The sequence below is a fragment of the Veillonellales bacterium genome (assembly GCA_039680175.1).
Lineage (GTDB): Bacteria > Bacillota > Negativicutes > JAAYSF01 > JAAYSF01 > JBDKTO01.
This window is the reverse complement of the sequence record JBDKTO010000008.1, coordinates 14,126-33,903: the sequence shown is the minus strand read 5'-3', so window position 1 is coordinate 33,903 and position 19,778 is coordinate 14,126. Positions and strand designations below refer to the sequence as shown.

Annotated in this window: 14 protein-coding genes; 1 reads left to right on the top strand and 13 read right to left on the bottom strand. The window is 49.6% G+C overall.

What is annotated here, in order from left to right; translation table 11 throughout:
• Positions 1-10: 10 nt before the first annotated feature.
• From ABFC84_01235 to ABFC84_01175, 13 genes are all read right to left on the bottom strand, one after another.
• On the bottom strand, positions 11-1,171 hold the full coding sequence (locus ABFC84_01235; protein ID MEN6411368.1) for an efflux RND transporter periplasmic adaptor subunit: 1,161 nt from the start codon (positions 1,169-1,171) through the stop codon (positions 11-13).
• A gap of 64 nt (positions 1,172-1,235) precedes the next feature.
• Positions 1,236-1,799, bottom strand: a complete 564-nt coding sequence (locus ABFC84_01230; GenBank protein MEN6411367.1) for a helix-turn-helix domain-containing protein — start codon at positions 1,797-1,799, stop codon at positions 1,236-1,238.
• 236 nt (positions 1,800-2,035) lie between these two features.
• Positions 2,036-3,010 carry an alpha/beta hydrolase gene (locus ABFC84_01225; protein MEN6411366.1) on the bottom strand — a complete coding sequence of 325 codons (975 nt, stop codon included), beginning with the start codon at positions 3,008-3,010 and terminating at the stop codon, positions 2,036-2,038.
• Positions 3,011-3,033: 23 nt separating this feature from the next.
• Positions 3,034-3,381, bottom strand: a complete 348-nt coding sequence (locus ABFC84_01220) for a Smr/MutS family protein (protein MEN6411365.1) — start codon at positions 3,379-3,381, stop codon at positions 3,034-3,036.
• Positions 3,382-3,507: 126 nt separating this feature from the next.
• Complete coding sequence (locus tag ABFC84_01215) at positions 3,508-7,032, bottom strand: bifunctional glycogen debranching protein GlgX/4-alpha-glucanotransferase (GenBank protein MEN6411364.1); 3,525 nt, start codon at positions 7,030-7,032, stop codon at positions 3,508-3,510.
• A 24-nt stretch (positions 7,033-7,056) separates the two neighbouring features.
• Positions 7,057-8,496 (bottom strand): glycogen synthase GlgA, encoded by a 1,440-nt coding sequence (gene glgA / locus ABFC84_01210; protein ID MEN6411363.1) that lies wholly within the window; start codon positions 8,494-8,496, stop codon positions 7,057-7,059.
• Positions 8,497-8,500: 4 nt separating this feature from the next.
• Positions 8,501-9,619, bottom strand: a complete 1,119-nt coding sequence (gene glgD, locus ABFC84_01205; GenBank protein ID MEN6411362.1) for a glucose-1-phosphate adenylyltransferase subunit GlgD — start codon at positions 9,617-9,619, stop codon at positions 8,501-8,503.
• Between the two features lie 3 nt (positions 9,620-9,622).
• Positions 9,623-10,834 (bottom strand): glucose-1-phosphate adenylyltransferase, encoded by a 1,212-nt coding sequence (locus ABFC84_01200; protein ID MEN6411361.1) that lies wholly within the window; start codon positions 10,832-10,834, stop codon positions 9,623-9,625.
• 24 nt (positions 10,835-10,858) lie between these two features.
• Positions 10,859-12,778 (bottom strand): 1,4-alpha-glucan branching protein GlgB, encoded by a 1,920-nt coding sequence (glgB, locus tag ABFC84_01195; protein ID MEN6411360.1) that lies wholly within the window; start codon positions 12,776-12,778, stop codon positions 10,859-10,861.
• 20 nt (positions 12,779-12,798) lie between these two features.
• Positions 12,799-15,246 (bottom strand): glycogen/starch/alpha-glucan phosphorylase, encoded by a 2,448-nt coding sequence (locus ABFC84_01190; protein ID MEN6411359.1) that lies wholly within the window; start codon positions 15,244-15,246, stop codon positions 12,799-12,801.
• 155 nt (positions 15,247-15,401) lie between these two features.
• Positions 15,402-16,496, bottom strand: a complete 1,095-nt coding sequence (gene glgD, locus ABFC84_01185; protein ID MEN6411358.1) for a glucose-1-phosphate adenylyltransferase subunit GlgD — start codon at positions 16,494-16,496, stop codon at positions 15,402-15,404.
• 60 nt (positions 16,497-16,556) lie between these two features.
• On the bottom strand, positions 16,557-17,750 hold the full coding sequence (locus ABFC84_01180) for a glucose-1-phosphate adenylyltransferase (protein ID MEN6411357.1): 1,194 nt from the start codon (positions 17,748-17,750) through the stop codon (positions 16,557-16,559).
• Between the two features lie 137 nt (positions 17,751-17,887).
• Positions 17,888-18,934 (bottom strand): M48 family metallopeptidase, encoded by a 1,047-nt coding sequence (locus tag ABFC84_01175; GenBank protein ID MEN6411356.1) that lies wholly within the window; start codon positions 18,932-18,934, stop codon positions 17,888-17,890.
• 187 nt (positions 18,935-19,121) lie between these two features.
• On the opposite strand from ABFC84_01175, the gene ABFC84_01170 reads away from it, so the two are divergent.
• Positions 19,122-19,769 carry a helix-turn-helix transcriptional regulator gene (locus ABFC84_01170; protein ID MEN6411355.1) on the top strand — a complete coding sequence of 216 codons (648 nt, stop codon included), beginning with the start codon at positions 19,122-19,124 and terminating at the stop codon, positions 19,767-19,769.
• Positions 19,770-19,778: the final 9 nt, after the last annotated feature.

Sequence of the window (19,778 nt, the reverse complement as noted above, 5' to 3'; positions counted from 1 at the left end):
AAACACCACCTTATTGCTGTACCGGAGTCTCTAACTCTTCCGGTCCAATCATTGTTACTTTTAACGGTGTCCCCGCCTGCGCCTTCTGGAAGCCGTCGACAACTACCGTTTCTCCCGGATTCAAGCCTTCTTCCACCATCCACATGGTACCCACCTGCGGCCCTACTTTAATCGGCCGGGATTCCGCCTTACCTTCCCCATCGACTACGGTAACAAAATACTTACCCAGCATTTGCTGAACAGCCCGCTGGGGAACCAGCAGCGCTCCCTGGCGAATTTCCCCCTGAGCCACCACCCGGGCGAACATTCCCGGAACGAGAATCTGCTGAGGATTGGCAAATACCGCCTTTAACGTAAGCGTACCCGTATTTTGCGCCAGCCCCCGATCGACTTGGTCAATAGTTCCGGTGATTGGGTACTGAGAACCATCGCTGAGAATCAAGGTCAATGCCCCGAACCATTCTGCCGGCGAATTTCCCCGGCCTGCCCGGGAAAACCGCAAGTATTCATTCTCACTGATACTGAACTGAACAAATACCGGATCAACCGAAGACACGGTGGCGATTGTCGTGGATCCCGCCTGAACAAAGCTGCCGGAACTTAAATCCTTCACATTAATCCTGCCGCTAAGAGGAGATACTACCAGCGTATCTTGAATATCATGCTCTGCCTGAGCGACTTTTGCCTGATTGGCTTCCACCGCAGCAGCATACTGGTCTACCGCTGTAGCGGCATTGTCATAGGCTTGCTGAGAAATTGCCCCCTGCGCCACCAACCGTTCATCGCGGGCCAAATCTCTTTGATATTGGCCTAATGTCGCCTGCGACTGAACCAATGCCGCTCTGGCATTTAGCAGCGCATCATTATATTGGCGCTGGTCAATCGAAAATAAGGGCTGCCCCGCCTGTACCGTTGCCCCGCCCTGTACCATTTTTTGCACGATATTTCCTGCAACTTTCGCCCGTATTTCCACCTCGTCCTTGGCGGCCACCTGGCCGACAAATTCATATGTAACCGGGGTATCGCGCTGAATTACCTGGGCTGCTTTTACCTCTACCGCCTGCGGACCGGTTTTTGCCGCCTGACGGCTGCAGCCTGTTGCCAGCACAATACTGAAAAGTGCTATTGCCATAACAAAATACGACCATTTCTTGTTTACAAACTGGGACATTACCCCACCTCCAACTCCTGTTACTATTCTATCTAAGCCATAAAACAAAAATCTGCTTGATCCGTTACCCCTGCTTGGGGGAAACAATTCCATATAAAAGGATATCCACCATGTACTCATTCACCTGATACATGGAAACATTATTCTGGGCTAAAAAGCAGTAGTTATCAACCTCGCGAAATGTGCCTTTTATCATTTTTTCAACAATCGGCACGTATATGTAACGAAAATATCCCTGCTGGATTCCCAGTTGCAAAAACTCTTCTATAGTACGCCAATTCCGGCTCATAAATCGCTCAATCCGTTCCCACTCCGCCGGCAGCAAACGTTTAATCTCCATAGACACGCGTTCCTCTCGCAGGCAAAAAACTTTTGGCCGCACCGTCAAAACTCTTCTTAGTTTTTCTTCAAAATTTAACCGCCCGTCAGCAAGAACCTCTTTCCGCTGATTTTGAATATCCGCCAAAACCACCCCGACAATGGCGTGGATCAACTCTTCCTTGGATGCGAAATATTCATAGAGACAACGTTTGCTGACGCCCAGCCGTCTGGCCAAATCCCCCATGGTAAATTTAATTCCCCGCTCGTTCATTTCCTCTACAGCAGCTGCCATAATCCGTTGCTGCATGGAGCCTCACCTCCAATCAGCGATAACATTCCACAAATGAAACTATTGATACCGAAAAAAAAAAATCAGTACCAAAACCATTATCTGCTTTACGAGCCCAATTGTCAATAATACCATTCAGCCTCTTCTCAGCCTCTTCGTTATAAAATATGACTACATAGTCAAAAACCATGCAGTCATATTTTATAACGAAGAGGCTGTTTTGTAAAGAAAAAACATCCAAAATTAACAGTTATTTAATCATTCTCTGTTTTTTGTAAAAAATCATGCAGCAAGCGGCGGTACTCGGCCTTTTGAGTAAAAATAGCCATAGCATGACCGACTCCGGGAAAGGTATGCATTTCGCTGCGGCCTTGTGTGGCAGCAAATAGTTGGGAACACATGGCAACCGGAACAAGAGCGTCCGCCTCACCATGCAGATAGAGGATAGGCGTTGTCACGTGGCTCACAGCCCGGAGAGGTGAAACTTCATGGTAGTAAAAGCGGGAATCCAGATAAGCCGCTGCGCTGGAATATTTCAGCAGGGCCTTAACCCAAAGGGAACTATACCCGGGAATCGTCGCCCCGATCTGCTGGGTCAGCAACTCCTCCAGATCCGAATAAGCACTGTCGGCAACATAGAAGCTGACCCGCCGGGAAGATTGGTTCAACCCGGCATGTTCCAAGGCTGTGGCCGCCCCCATAGAAACTCCCTGGACACCGATGACACCGTAGGGCTGACGTTCCTGCAGCCAGTCGATCCACTGATCCAAATCGTATTTTTCATAAAAACCCCAGGTTGCCGCCGATCCACCGCTTTCACCGTGAGCCCTGGCATCATAGAGCAGTACATTGTAACCTTCATCCAGATAGAGATCGGCGTACCATAATCCCATGAGCCGGCTGGCAGTGATGCCATGCAAAAAAACAACTGTCCTGTTGGACGGCGTCGGGCTGGGCAGATACGTTCCCTTAAGCACGTAGCCAAACCGGGAAACGATAGCAACATCCTGCCAGCCTTTGTTGCGTCTTCCTGCCGCCAGTTTGGCCTGCAGCGGATTGAACCGTTCCAGCCCGGCCCTGGTATTGATTACGCAGAATTCATTGTAAAAAACGGCTCCCGCCAGCAAGCCGACGGTATTAATAACAAGCAGCAAAGCAAACGCCAACACCAGCCCAGTCTGCAAATAAATTTTCCGCTGCTCTGCTTTGAATTCGGCATCCTTATCCATGGCGAAACCTCCATGTAATCCCCTTACAATACCGCTACCGTAATCCCGGGATTGCCATTCTCCAGATCCGAATCCCGCCTAAGCTCCGGACAATGCTCCAACACTATTCTGGCTTGTTCATCAAAGACGCTCCAATTTTCACCGGCGACAAAAGAAGCTAATTTGCCTTCTTTCTGGCGCAAAGCCAATGATTTGCGAATAGCGTTTTTCAGCTTGCCCCCCACACCGCTGGAACCGTAGCCGTGGATAATTTTTACCGCTATTACCCGCTCCGCCTTGGCCCGGCGCAGTTCTACCAACAGCGTCTGCTGAGCCTGGGGAACGGTTGGCATTCCTTGTTCGATATTAATAATTCGTATTTTCCCTGACATAACTGTTTTTCTCCCGATTCTCTAATGTACTCATAGCTCATAGCTCATAGCTCATGGCTCATGGCTCATGGCTCATGGCTCATGGCTCATGGCTCATGGCTCATGGCTCATGGCCAATTATACCATCTAGCGTTTGTAACGCTGCGCCAAATCCGCCAGCCAAGTTACAACCTCGGGCGTAAACCGATTCTTCGGACAGCGCCAGCGCCAGTTGCCGCCTACTGTTCCCGGCAGGTTCATGCGGGCCTGGCTGTCCAGCTGTAAAATATCCTGCATGGGTATCATTACAGTATTGCCGTTGCTTTGATAGGCAAATTCCACCAGCTGCCGGCAAACCGCCGTTTCATTCAGACTTTCCTGTTCCGACAACCCCAGCATTTCCCCGATACATCGGGCCAGTTCCGGCTGATCGGCCAGCAGCTGCTGATACCAGCCGACCGTAGTATCGTTATCATGAGTTCCGGTATACACCACCGTATTCCGGGTGCAGGCAAAAGGCCGACAGCTGCCTTGCTCGTCCTGACTAAAAGAAAACTGCAGCACTTTCATCCCGGGGAAATTAAATTGCTGCTTTAAGTCTTCTACCGCCGGCGTAATCACCCCCAGATTTTCCGCGATAACCGGCAGCTTGCCGAGATACTTTTCCAATGTGGCGAAAAACTTCTCTCCCGGCCCCTGAACCCAGGTTCCGTGAACTGCCGTTTTCTCGCTGCCCGGAATTTCCCAGTAGGCTTCAAAACCGCGAAAATGATCAATCCGGATGATATCCACCTGTTTTAAAAGCAATGATACCCGTTCCCGCCACCACTGATAGTCGTCCTTGACCATTTCTTCCCAGCAATACTGAGGATTGCCCCACAACTGACCGGCAGTGCAGAAATAGTCCGGCGGAACGCCGGCCTTCTTGGCGCAGCAGCCGGCCTCGTCCAATGCAAACAACCCGGGATTGGCCCATACATCGCTGCTGTCCTGAGAAATGAACAGCGGCAAATCACCGATGATTTGAATGCCCCACTGATGGGCGTAGCCTTTCAGGGATGCCCATTGCCTGAAGAAGACATATTGCAAAAATTTATGATAGTCGATTTCTGCCGCCAGCAGCTTCCGGTATTTTGTCATAGCTTCTGGGCGGCGAAAAGCGATTTCCTCTGGCCAGCAGTTCCAGGCAGCCCCCTGAAAATATGTCTTTAGCGCCATAAATAAAGCGTAATCCTCCAGCCAGCTGCTGTTGGCGTTCATAAAGCTGCGGTACCCGCCGGGCTTGTCAGCTGCCTGAAAATTTTCATAAGCAAGGCGCAGCCGTCGTTCTTTATAGTCCCACACCCGATCAAACTCCACTCTGTCAGGATCAAAATCCAGGCGGCCCCTCACTTCCGAAGCCGGCAGCAGCCCGCCCCTTACCAGCTTGCCCAATGAAATCAGCAGAGGGTTGCCGGCAAAAGCCGACAAGCATTGATAAGGCGATTCACCGTAGCCCACTGGATTTAAGGGCAGTATCTGCCATAATTTCTGCTTGCTTTCGGCTAAAAAGTTAATAAATTCATAGGCCTCTTTACCTAAATCACCAATTCCATACTTGGATGGCAAAGCTGTGGGATGAAGCAGAATGCCACAGCCCCGCTTGAGAGCCGGCTGATCCGGCTGGGTCAGCAGCTTACCTTCCAGTGGCTGCAGCGTCAAAATAAGTTTTCCGTCCTTTATTGGGTACTCCCGTCCTTCCTGCAATACGTCCCGCAAAATTCCCCGGCACCATTGGGCCAAGTCCACGGTAACGGTTACCGATTGGTTCCGGCTGCGGTTTAAGAGGATCAGGAACATGCCGTCCTGCTTTTGCTGCCCGAATACGTCCCGGCCATTGACAATCCGGCGCAGATAGCCGTAGCTATCGCCTTGGGCATATACGTTCAGCCATTCTCCCGTCTTCAGGGCATCTTGCTGGTGCCGCAGACGAATCAGTTGCTGATGCCAAGCTAAGATCTCCTGATCTTCCCGCCCCCAGGGATAAGTCCCCCGGTTTAAGGGATCTTTATAGCCTTCCAGCCCGGCTTCGTCTCCATAGTAAACCGAAGGCACGCCGGGAAAGGTCATTTGCCACAGTACCAGCAGCTTCAGTCTGGCGACTGCCAGCTGCCGCCGGTCCGCCGGCAGACGATAGCGGGCCTGCTGTCCCCCAGTCAGGTTTTCCGGCGGCGGTGCTTCTCCCAGCAGTGTCAATATTCGGGGAACATCATGGCTGCCGATTAAATTCATCATAGCATAAAAGTTCTGCTTGGGATAATTCTCATACAGACTGAATAAGGCGCGAGCAGTCGCCGCTCCATCCTGTTCTCCCAGTAAAAACTTCAGAGTGATTTCCCGAAAAGGATAGTTCATCACCGAATCCAGTTCGCCACCGCCCAGATAATGACGCATACCGCCATAGCTGACCTTATGGGAAGCGTCCTCCCATACTTCGCCGATCAGCACCGCATCCGGATCTTCTTCCTTCAGCGTTTTAGCAAACTCGCGGATAAAGGATTCCGGTAATTCATCGGCCACATCCAGCCGCCAGCCTTTAATTCCCTGACTCAGCCAGTATTTCAGCACACTGCCGCCACCGCTGATGATAAACTCCCGGTAAGAAGGCTCCGTTTCCTCCACATTGGGCAAATCGTCTATTCCCCACCAGCATTCGTAATCATCCGGCCAGTGCCGAAACCGGTACCAGGAATAATAGGGAGACTCCTTCGACTGACAGGCCCCCGTATCAGGATAAGTCCCGTTGCCGTTAAAATAACGGCTTTGTCGCCCGGTATGACTGAACACACCGTCAAGAATAACCGCAATGCCTTTTTCCGCCGCCTTGGCGCACAATTCGGCAAACAAATCGTTATCCCCCAGCATGGCATCAATTTGATGGTAATCGCCGGTATCATAGCGATGATTGCTGACAGCCTCAAATATCGGGTTCAGATAGAGCGCCGTAATGCCCAGCTGCTGCAAATAGGGGAGCTTAGCCAGTATTCCCCGCAGATTGCCGCCAAAAAAATCATACGCTACGATTTCCCCGGTAACCGTGTCCCTGGTATAGTAAGGAGTATCCTCCCAGTAGGGATGAACCACACTGCCTTGCTTCGGTTGTAAGATTTTCCCTTCCGGTTCACCGTTGTAAAAGCGGTCCGGCATAATCTGATAAATGACTGCCTCTTTGAGCCAATTGGGAGTAACGCTGTCCGGCTGATGCACCGTTACTTGATAAGAAGGGGGTTCCCGGTCATAAACCTGACCGGCGCCGCCTAAGCCGTCGGGACTGTTGCCGTAATAACAGATCTTCCCGTCTTTGCTCAGCAGAAAGTAATACCACCATACGGACGGCGAAGCCGGAGCCGTGACGACCGCCTGATAAAACAGATCCCCTTCATTCTGCTTTACCGGCTTCATCACAAACTTCTCTTCTCCTGTTCCATCCAGCCAAGTGCGCAGTTCGACATCTTCCACACCGGCATCACTGGGAACCTTAAGCCGGAACGTAATCTTTTCCCGACAAGAAACAGCCCCAAAGGGGCTGCGATACGCCAGCAACTGCGAATTATGAACTACCTGATTCTGCCACACCGGCAAATCCCTCACTTTCGATAGTATTTGGCTGTTGGCTGTAGACTCATAGCTCATAGCTCATAGCTCATAGCTATTATATTATCTTCCTTTTACCAGCCGCTGATACAGTTCAACATACTGTTTAGCTGACCGCTGCCAACTGTAGTCGCTTGCCATGGCATTGCGGACGATTTTTTCCCATACCGGTTTATCGTAAAACAAGCCCAGAGCCCGTTTCATCGTATATAAAAATTCATGAGCGTTATAATTCGCGAAACTAAAGCCATTTCCCTGCTCTGTATATTTATTATAGGAGTGAACAGTATCTTTCAGGCCGCCGGTTTCCCTCACCACCGGTATCGTGCCGTAGCGCAGGGCAATCAGCTGGCTGATACCGCAGGGCTCATAGTTGGATGGCATCAGCAGCATATCCGCTCCGCCATATATCTGCTGCGCCAGCTGGTTGTCAAAAAAAAGATTGACCGACACTTTTGCCGGATACTGCCAGGCAAAATGCTGAAACATTTGCTGATAATTCGCTTCCCCTGTGCCCAAAACTACCAGCTGTACGTCTTCCCGGGAAACAAACTCATCCATGATGCAAGCCACCAAATCCAGTCCCTTGGAATCCACCAGGCGGGATACAATGGCCAGCAGCGGAACACCCCGTTTCACCGGCAGACGCAGCAAATCCTGCAAACTGGCCTTGTTGGCCTGCTTCAAGTGAAAAGAATCCGCATTGTAGTTAACCGCAATATGCGAATCAGTACCTGGATTATATTGATCGTAATCAATACCGTTGACGATGCCGGTCAGATCATCCCGGCGCCGACGCAGCATCCCATCCAGCTGCTCGCCGAAATAAGGATACTGTATTTCCTGGGCATAGGTTTTGCTGACGGTGGAGATCAGCTCTGAAAATGCCAAACCGCCTTTCATAAAGTTCACCTGATCAAAAAATTCCAGCTTGTCGGCAGTAAAGTAACTCCAGTCCAGAGCAAGAATATCGGCAAAGATGTCTTTGCTGAACACTCCCTGATAACGCAGATTATGAATCGTAAACAAAGTATGAATGTGATCATAAAATGCGTTATCCCGATAGTAGGCTTCGAGAAAGACGCTGATCAAACCGGTGTGCCAATCGTGGCAATGAATCACATCCGGCTGAAAATCAATCAGCGGCAGGACTTCCAGAACGGCCCGGCAAAAGAAGGCATACCGCTCGGCATCATCATAATAGCCGTAAAAGCCGGAGCGATTAAAATAATATTCATTGTCAATAAAATAAAAGACAACCCCCTGGTATGTCAATTGTTTCACACCGCAGTACTGCTGCCGCCAGCCAACAGGCACTGTGGTCTGCCGGACCGGTGCCATCTGCTGCTGGTAGCGCTGCGGAATATCCTGGTATTGGGGTAAAATGACCCGTACATCCACATCTTGTCTGCGAAGCTCTTTGGGCAAAGACCCGATCACATCAGCCAAGCCGCCCGTCTTGGCAAAAGGTACGGCTTCAGCGGCGGCAAACAACACTTTCATTTGACTACACCACCATTCCTTTTTTTATTACCATGGGATAATTGACGACTCCTCGCAGCCGGCAGCCGGCTGTAATATGTACATTTTTGTCGCAGATCACATGTTCCAAAACAGCCCCTTTATCCACCTGACTCTTTTGCATAATAATGCTGTCTTTGATATGAACATTCCTGTCCACGTGAACGGCCCGGAACAAAACGCTGTTTTCCACGGTTCCTTCAATCAGGCAGCCGTTGGCGATCAGCGAGTTGCTGACTTTAGCCGTCTCCGTATATTTACAGGGCGGCTCATCCTTAATTTTTGTATAAATCAGCCCGGCATGAAAGAAAAGCTCCTGCCAGACCGCCGGCTGCAAAAGTTCCATGCTGTGACGAAAATAACTGTCCAGCGAATAAATCCGGGCACTGTAACCGGAATGAGCGAAGCCGAAAACGCGCAGTTTTTCCAGATTTCGAATCAGGCAGTGTTTAACAAAATCATAGCCGCCATGGGCCATGCAGTCTTCTATCAGTTCCACTAGCAGTTCCCGTTTCATTATAAACATTCCCATAGACAGTTTTTGCCGGCCAAAGCTACCCGGATTAACCTGCATATCCATAACTTTCCCGTCATTGTCCACGTTAAGGGTAACGGCTCCCCGGCAATTGGTGCGGGAACAATTTTCGGTTGTATAAACAGCCGTGACATCGGCTTCTTGCCCCAGATGATACTCCAGCACCGGACGGTAGTCCAAATTACAAATGGCGGCGGAACCGGCAATAACTACATACGGCTGCCGGCTGTAGCGAACATAGTCCAGATTGCTGTAAAAATTCTCCACATCGCCGCCATGAACCACCGGCCGGCTGAAATTGGAATAAGCCGGCGGCAAAATGACCAGCCCGTCTCGTTTGCGGGCCAGATCCCACTCTTTGGCGGATCGCAGGTGATCAATCAGGGACCGATATTTATGCTGAAACAAGATTCCCACATTGGTAATACCGGAATTAACCATATTAGACAGGACAAAATCCAGCAGCCTATACCGACCGCCAAAAGGAATGGCCGCCAAAGGACGGTGTTGGGTCAATTCCTGCAAGTACTCTTCCGATTCATTGAGATTAATCATTCCCATTAAGTCCATGCCTCATTCCCTCCTTTCGACCGCCGCCTCTAACTCCATACTGCCGGCCAGATTTTGCGTTACCACGGTGCCTGCCGAAACAACGACTCCCTCGGCAATCACGAGAATCGGCTGATCCGTTCCTTCTCCCGGACCGGCCACCCGGCAGCCATCGCCGATCTGAACATCGCCGCTGATAATTGTTTTCTTGATCATAACGTTCCTGCCAATCCGCGCTCCCGGCATAAGGATAGAGTCGGTAATCTTACTGCCAACGCCAATATGAACATCAGGAAAAATAACCGAATGATCCACTTCGCCGTAAACCAAGCAGCCCTCATTAACCAGAGAACGAGTTACCTTGGCCTCCGGTCCCAGATGCTGAGGGGGCCGAGCCGGATTCATCGAATAAATACGCCAGGATGAATCGTAAATATTCAGTTCCGGCCGCGAAGCCAACAAATCCATGTTGGCCTCCCAGTAGCTTTCCACTGTTCCGACGTCTTTCCAGTAGCCGCTAAAGGGATACGCCGCCAATTTTTGCCCGCTATGCAGCATCTGAGGAATGACATCTTTGCCAAAATCATGGCTGGAAGCGGAGTTTTGCCCGTCGGCCAGCAAATATCGTCTTAAAATCTGCCAGTTGAAAATATAAATCCCCATGGAAGCCAGGTTGCTCTTCGGCTGTTTCGGCTTCTCGGCAAATTCGGTAATCCGCTGCTGTTCGTCGGCTGCCATAATGCCAAACCGGCTGGCCTCTTCCCAGGGTACGGCAATAACAGCAATGGTGGCATCTGCCTGTTTTTCCTTATGGAACTCCAGCATAACAGAGTAATCCATCTTATAAATATGATCACCGGATAGAATAAGTACACATTCGGGATTTACGGAATCAATGAAATTCAAATTTTGATAAATAGCATCCGCCGTACCCTTATACCATTCCCCGCCTTTTTCCTTGACATAAGGCGGCAGTACGAATACTCCGCCGTTTCTCCGGTCCAGATCCCAAGCGCTGCCTATGCCAATATAGCTGTTCAGAGCCAACGGCTTATATTGAGTCAGCACGCCAACCGTATCAATTCCTGAGTTATTGCAGTTGCTGAGAGCAAAATCAATAATACGATACTTGCCGCCAAAAGGCACTGCCGGTTTAGCTAACCGTTTGGTGAGATTTCCCAGCCGGCTCCCTTGTCCGCCGGCCAGAAGCATAGCCATACATTCCTTATGGTTCATAAGCAGACTCCCCTCTGTCGTGGATTACTTGCTCCGGTTCCGATGTGAAAAACCACTCACCGGTTGTAAATAAATCACTGCCAGGGGAGGTATCCGCAAAACAATGGATTGCTCCCGGTTATGCCATTCCACCGTTTCGCTGCTGATTTCTCCCTCATTGACCTGTCCCGACCCGCCGTATTCTTCCCGGTCGCTATTAAAGATTTCCCGGTAACTACCTGGCTGGGGCACGCCAATCCGATATTCTTCCCGGACCTCAGGCGTAAAATTGCAGACCACAATCAAAAAATTTTCTTTGCGCTTCCCCTGGCGAATAAAACTGACGATACTTTGGCTGGCATCCTGGCAGTCAATCCAGGCAAAGCCGTGCCAATCAAAATCGATCTGCCATAATGCTGCTTCCCGGCAATAAAACCGATTTAAAGCCCGCACATATTGATGTAGTTTGTGATGCATGGGATAATCCAGCAAGTGCCAGTCCAGACTGTCATTATATTTCCATTCAATGAACTGGCCGAATTCGCCGCCCATAAACAGCAGCTTTTTGCCGGGATGAGCCATCCAATAGCCGTAAAAAGCCCGCAGGCCGGCAAACTTCTGCCAATAATCCCCCGGCATTTTATCCAGCAGCGACTTTTTGCCATGCACCACTTCATCGTGGGATAACGGCAGAATAAAATTTTCGGAAAAAGCATACATAAGGGAAAATGTCACTAATTCATGATGCCACTGTCGATGAATTCCCTCCATGGACATATAGCGCAGCATGTCGTTCATCCAGCCCATATTCCATTTAAAGTTAAAGCCCAGTCCCCCCGCGTAAGTCGGCCGGGAAACCAGCGGCCAGGTAGTCGACTCTTCGGCAATCATCATGGTTTCCGGATAAAAGAGAAACACGGTTTCATTGAGCTTGCGAATAAATTCGGCACCTTCCAGATTACCGTTGCCACCGTAGCGGTTTGGCGTCCACTGACCGGGTTCCCTGGCATAATCCAGATACAAAATGTTCGCCACGGCATCCACCCGGATACCGTCAATATGATAAATATCCAGCCAAAACAGCGCATTGGAGATCAGAAAGCTCCTGACTTCCGGCCGGCCATAGTCAAAGTTAGCGGTGCCCCATTCCGGGTTTTCCCCTCTTTCCGGACAAGCTGGTTCATACAGAGCCGTACCGTCAAACAGCCTTAATCCATGATCATCTTTGCAGAAATGACCGGGAGCCCAGTCCATGATGACTCCGATGCCCCGGTCATGACAGCGATCCACCAGATACATAAAATCCTCCGGCGGACCATAGCGGCTGGTCACCGCATAATATCCCGTTGTCTGATAACCCCATGACCCATCAAAGGGGTGTTCCCCCACCGGCAGCAGTTCCACATGAGTATAGCCCATTTTTGCCGCATAATCGGCCAATTGATCTGCCATTTCCCGATAAGAAAGCCACTCGCCGTCATCATTCCGGCGCCATGAGCCCAAATGAACCTCATAAATCAACACCGGCTGTTCATAAATCGACTGCTGCCGTTTGACCTGCTGCCAGGCAGCATCCTGCCAGGAATAATGAGAAAGCTCACATACCCGGGAAGCCGTGCCGGGACGAAGTTCGGCTCTAAATGCATAAGGATCGGCTTTCAGCAGTTTGCGCCCATCGAAAGTATCAATCTCATATTTATAAAGTTCACCGCTTTCCAGTTCCGGAATAAACAAAGACCAAATTCCGGATTGATCAATCCGCTGCATTTCGTGCCGTACGGCCTGCCAGCCATTAAAATTTCCCACCACGCCTACCCGCACCGCATTGGGAGCCCACAAGGCAAACTTCACGCCGGATACTCCATTCTGCCGGGTGACATGGGAGCCTAGCATTTGGTAGCTTCGATACTGGGTGCCCTCGTGAAACAAATAAATGTTCTGCTCACTTAGCGGCAACAGATTCATTCCTTTTTCCTCCTCCCAAACTAGCGGATAATTTCCACCGGATGGATGTTCCAGATCTCCCGAGCATATTCGGCAATGCTGCGATCACTGGAAAAGATTCCAGAATGGGCAATGTTGGCAACACTCATTTTCAACCAGGCTGTTTGGTCTCTGTATCGTTGTTCCAGCTTGGTCTGAGCATTTAGGTAATCACTAAAATCCTTCAGCACAAAAAATTCATCATTATGATCGAGCAGCGATTCATAAAGCAGTTTGAACTCTCCCGCTTCACCGGCAAAAGCTCCGTCAACCAGCTGATCAAGCACTGCTTTAATGCGGGGATCACTATTATAGAGTTCCCGGGAAGAGTACCCGCCATGACTGTAATATTCAAAAACCTGATCTGCCGTCAGCCCAAAAATAAACAGGTTGTCATCCCCAACCGCCTCACGGATTTCAACATTCGCTCCGTCCAATGTGCCAATGGTGATGGCACCATTCATCATAAACTTCATATTGCCGGTGCCGGATGCTTCCTTGCTGGCTGTTGAAATCTGCTCACTGACATCGGCGGCCGGAAACAATATTTCCCCCAGAGACACACTGTAGTTTTCCAAAAAAACCACTTTCAGCTTATTGTCAATGGACGGGTCATTATTAATCACCGCTGCCATATTGTTAATTAATCGGATAGTTTGCTTCGCTATATTATAGCTGGGAGCCGCCTTGCCGGCAAAAATACAGGTACGGGGCAGAACATCCAGCGCCGGGTCAGCTTTCAGCCGGTTATATAGATCGAGAATCCGCAGAATATTTAATAACTGCCGCTTGTAGCCATGAATACGCTTAATCTGCACATCGAAGATCGAAGATGGATCCACGGCAATACTATACTTATCCCGGATAAATCCGGCCAAGGCCTGCTTATTCTGCCGCTTTACTTTTGCCAGCCGTTCCCGGAAGGCGGCATTTTCCCGGCTTGCCAGCAAGCGAATCAGTTCCTCCGGTTGTCTGATCCAGCCCTGGCCAATGGTATCGGTAATCAATCCCGCGAGTCCCGGATTGGCCTTTAACAGCCAGCGCCGGTGGGCAATACCGTTTGTTTTATTATTGAATTTCCCGGGATAAAATTGATGATAATCGGGAAAAAGATGCTGCGTTAATATAGCGGAATGAATGGCCGCTACCCCGTTTACACTGTGACTGCCGACAACGGCCAATCGGGCCATGTGAACTTGTCCGTCGGCCAGAACGGCCATGTTATGAATTTTATCCCATTCCCCGGGATATTGTTCCCACAATTGCCGGCAAAACCGCTCGTTAATTTCCTGAACAATCATGTAAATCCGGGGCAGCATTGCCTGAAACATATCCACCGGCCACTTTTCCAACGCTTCCGGCATAATGGTATGATTGGTGTAGGATATGGTTTGAGTAGTAATGCTCCAGGCATCCTCCCAGCCCAGTCCCTCATCGTCCATTAATATTCGCATCAACTCGGGAACAGCCACCGCCGGATGGGTATCATTGATGTGAACGGCCACATATTTTGCAAGCTGCCTGATCGGATAACTTTTTTTCTTAAAACGGCGGACGATACTCTGCAGTCCGGCCGAAACGAAAAAGTACTGCTGTTTCAGCCGCAGTAAGCGGCCTTCATAAAAGGTATCTTCTGGATACAATATGGTGGATATACTCTCCACCGACTGCTTATATTGCACCGCTTTTAAATAATCGCCTTTATTAAAAGACGATAAATCGAATTCCACCTGAGCCGGTTCGGCATTCCACAGCCGGAGATTATTGACGGTATTGTTCCGGTAGCCGATAATGGGTATATCATAAGGAACAGCCAAAATTGCCTCATAATTTTCATGATAAAAGACCAGCTGCCCGTCTTTCTTCTTTTCGGTGCGAACATTGCCGCCGAACTTCACGGTGACGGTTTTATCGGTTTTGCGGTATTCCCACAGATAGCCGTCCTTCAGCCAATTATCCGGCAGCTCCACTTGCTGCTTGTTGACAATCTTCTGTTCGAACAATCCATAGCGGTAGCGAATGCCGCAGCCGTGGCCGGGCAATCCCAAAGCAGCCAGCGAATCCAAAAAGCAGGCAGCCAGGCGGCCTAAGCCGCCATTGCCCAACCCGGCATCCGGCTCTTCCCTTTCCAATCCCTTCAGATCTATGCCTAAATCAGCCAAGGCATCCTGACAGATATCTTTCAACCCGGTGTTAATCAGATTCATGTCCAGCAGTTTCCCCAGAAGAAATTCCATAGAAAAATAATAGACCTGCTTTTCTCCGTTATCACTATACTGCCGATTGGTCTGCATCCAATTGTGGCTGATAAAATCCCGGACAACATGGCCTAAAGCAGTGTACTTATCATGGAGAGTCGCCTCATCCAAGCTTTTACCTTGCATTGTCTGCAATTTGTGGATGAATACGGCTTTGAATTTTCTTCTGGCCTGTTCCTGCTGATTCGTCATCCGTTCTTTCTCCATGGCACCCTCCATTATTTTTCATCCTAATCCAAAATATTTTATTATTTCAGAATTTCTCCTTTGAACCGTAAAATCCTGCCATATTTCGTCAGCTTTTGTTAATAATAATAACCACCCGCCAGCGAGTGGTTATTACGCTGTTAAATGACCGTACCTTTGGCGATTACCAAAGGTACGCTTTGTTTCCCTTTAAGCCGTTTCCCGGCAGTAATGGTCACATCTTTATCACAAATGACGTTTTCCAATACAGCATTTTCGCCAATACTGCCCTTTTGCATAATAATGCTGTCCTTGACGCAGGCGCCAAAATGAATCGTCACATCCCGAAACAGCAGACTGTTTTCCACCCGTCCCGCAATGACGCAGCCATTAGTGATCATCGCGTTGACCACGCCGGCGCTTGCTTTGTATTTTGCCGGTGCCCCGTCTTTTACTTTGGTATACACCAAGCCGGACTTGAAAAATAATTCCTGCCGTTTCTCCGGGTTCAGCAGTTCCATATTATGGCGGTAATAACTGGCAATCGAGTCAATACGGGCCAGATACCCTTTATAGGGATAGCCGTAAATATGCAGCCGGTCAAGGTTCCGGATCAATCCGTCCTGCAGCAGGTCCTGACCGCCCCGGGATTTGCAGCCGACTGCCAATTCCACCAGCAGTTTTTTAGCCATCAGGCACATCCCCAGGGACAGCTTGCCCGTCACGGCCGACGGCGGATTCACGGCAATGCCGGTTACCCGTCCGTCTTTACGGCACGTTAATACGGTCCTGTATCCCGGTTCAACCCCCTCCTCTTCCTTGTACAGCATCGTAATATCTGCATGGCTCTGCAGATGAAACTGAAAAACCTTCCGATAATTGATATTGCACACCAGGGAGCTGCCGGTCAAAAGTACATACTGCTGGCGGCTGCTGGTGATGTAATCTAAATTATGAACCAGATTTTCAATATCGCCAGTATCGCCAATTTTAGCTGCTGAGGACGGCGGAAGAATAAATAGGCCGTCCCGTTTGCGGGCCAGATCCCACTCCTTGCCGGAGCGTAAATGATCCATCAGGGAGCGATATGGATCCCGTACTAAAATACCCACATTCTGAATGCCGGAGTTGACCATGCCGGATAATATAAAATCAATAATCCGGTATCGCCCGGCAAAGGGTATGGCAGCCAGCGGTCGATGCCCTGTGATTTCCCGCAGCAATTCTTTTCGTTCATTTCCATTAATAATTCCCATCACGTTCTCCATTCCGGCACCCCGTTTCTAAAATTTTCCACCGGTGATCCCGCTTACCGGCTAAACCACCTGTTTTTGCTGAATCAGTCCTGCCGGGCCATAAAAATGGCCGGCGGCAATCAGACTATGCTCCGGCACCACCGTTATTTCCGGGAAATCCCCAACCAATTGCCAGCCAATCCTGGCGCCATCTTCTACAATTGTGCGCCTGCCGATAATCGCCCGTTCCATCTGCACCCGCGCTGCAATCTGGACATAGGGCATGACAATGGAATTACGGACAACCGTCCCGGCACTGATATTCACTCCGGGAAAAATAACCGAATGATCGACTTCCCCGTAAATCGAAGCGCCATCTCCCACCAGGGAGCACGTGACCTTAGCCCCCACTCCCGCATAATGAGGCGGCCGGGCAGGATTAACGGAATAAATACGCCAGTCCGGATTATAAATATCCAGCCTTGGCTTATCCGCTAACAGATCCATATTCGCCTGCCAGAAGCTTTCCACCGTTCCCACGTCCTTCCAGTAGCCGGTGAAAGGATATGCGTACAGGGAATGAGCGCTGGATATCATCCGGGGAATGATATTCTTACCGAAATCGTGACCGGAAAGATGTTCTTTGCTATCCTCTTCCAACTGCCGCTTTAATACTTTCCAATTAAAAATATAAATTCCCATAGAAGCCAGATTACTGCGGGGTTGGTCCGGTTTCTCGCAAAATTCCCTGATTCTGCCTGTATCGCCGATATTCATGATACCAAAGCGGCTGGCTTCGTCCCAGGGAACTTCCATAACGGCAATCGTCCCCTCTGCCCGGTTTTTCTTATGAAATTCCAGCATCAGCGCGTAATCCATAGTATAAATATGATCCCCGGATAATACCAGCACATAGCTGGGATTAAATTGCTCTATAAAATTGATGTTCTGGTAAATCGCATCGGCAGTTCCCCGGTACCATTCCGCCGCCAGTTCTTTCGTATGAGGCGGCAGCAAAAAAACGCCGCCGTCTTTCCGGTCAAGGTCCCAGGCACTGCCCAGGCCGATATACCGGTTTAGCGCCAGCGGCTGGTATTGGGTCAGCACGCCTACCGTATCCAGTCCTGAATTGCGGCAATTGCTTAGTGCAAAATCAATAATCCGGTACTTTCCGCCAAAAGGGACGGCCGGTTTGGCCAGTTTTTTGGTCAAACTGCCCAGTCGGCTGCCCTGACCGCCGGCCAGCAGCATAGCCACACATTCTTTTTTTCGCATCATACTCCTCCTCATGTCTTGGCTGTTGCCCCAAATTACATTTGCAATAAAAAAGCATATATCTATGTTCCGGTTGCCAAATTTGCAACGCAACACAAATATATGCTTCATTTCTCCAGACTATTCCCGTTTTTTCCCTAACGGTTCCATTGCTGCAGGCTGTTGATATACAGGCTTGCCAGATCCATAGCGCTCATTCCCTGAACACTGCCATCCTCTGGCGTAAGGGTAATGACCGCTTCGTCGTCATAATAAATCGTAAAATTCGTATCATCACTGTCCGTAATATATTTATCGGCGCTATAATCCGGCAGTTGGGACAACCGATACAAAACACCGGCGGCAAAATAGGCCCGGATAAGAGGTTTATTGCCATTCCTCGTCGTCTGGATCATCGGCAGCTGCCAGTTGCCATCCACCACCTGAGCTCCTCCGTTGGCAGCCGCCGCGACGGTGGGACGAATTTTGTAGCTTTTCATTGTCTCCTGAATCATAGCCACCCGCGCCCGGCCCTCCGGATGATCGGAAAATAAATCATTATGCTGAGCCTGATCCGGGTCCATATCCGATAATTTCTGCAGCCCGATCAGCATACTGTAAGGATTGTAGCCGGCTTTATAGGAATGGAGGAAACCCAGCTGATCGGCCTGACGCTCATCTTCCCGACTGTAGCCGGCCATAATCGCATTCATCGCCAAATTTTGTAAAAAAGCGCCCCGGTCGCCAAAAACAACACCAAATAAAATACCCATCCCCATATTTTTCTCAATCTGATGGACCGTATGCCGTTTTACCACATGGCCTAATTCGTGACCCATCACGCCGGCCAGTTCATCGTCGGTGGGCATCATGTCAATCAGTCCTTTAAATATGTAGATAAATCCGCCTGGTGCCGCCATGGCATTCACTTCTTTGGAGTTAAGAACCTTAAAACTGTAAGGCAGATTGGGCCGGTCACAGACCGCAACCAGCTTCATGCCAATCCGGGTCACCCGCTCCTGCAGTGCCGGATCGTCCACCAAGCCGTACTGCTTTTCCAGCTGCTTTCCCACATCCCGTCCAATGGATATTTCTTCCTGTTCGCTAATCAGGGAAAAAGCTTCCGCCTTAGTCGAAGCGGCAAAGCACATGAGCACGGTAAAACAAACCCATACTAAAAACATCCGGCGCAGAAAAAACGGCATCCCAATCCCTTCCTTCTCTTGACCAATTAATGGATTATCTATTCGCCTTTAACAAACTAAATCCTGCGATTTTCCGTTTTCTTCCCATATACAATATTTTTTTGATTATTGCAGGTATAATTAATTAAATGTAGTATATTATATTTAGTATTTTATTTAATTAGTGTAGCACTTTTACTAAAGGCAGGTGACTTACATCGAATTATCACCGAGACAGTCGACTATTTTAGCAATCGTCAAAAACCATGGTCCGATTACCGCCAGTCAGCTTGCTGAACAATTAAACCTCAGCCGGGCGGCTCTGCGGCCTGATTTGGCGATTCTGACCCGTTCCGGCTTACTGGGTGCCCGCCCCCGGGTTGGCTACTATTGTACCGGCAAAGATCCTTCCGATCTGGTTGCCGGGATTTTAGGCAATATCCGGGTGGCTGATATACATTCCCGTCCCATCGTGGTTCGGGACAGCATTTCCGTATACGATGCCATTGTTACCATGTTTATTGAGGATGTGGGTACGATGTACGTCGTATCGGCCGACGGGTTTTTGGAAGGAGTTATTTCCCGCAAAGATCTTTTAAAAGCAGCCATGGGAGGCAAAAGTATTAATGAATTACCTGTGGGTGTAACCATGACCCGCATGCCTAACCTGGTAATGACCTTTCCCCAGGAATCGGTGCTGCGGGCAGCGCAAAAGCTTATCAATCACCAGGTTGATTCCCTGCCGGTAGTAGAAGTGGCGGAAACCGAAGCCGGCGACAAATATCAGGTAGTGGGCCGGTTTACCAAAACCAACATTACCCGTTTATTTGTCCAGCTTGTGGAGCATAAAAACTAATACGGTGCA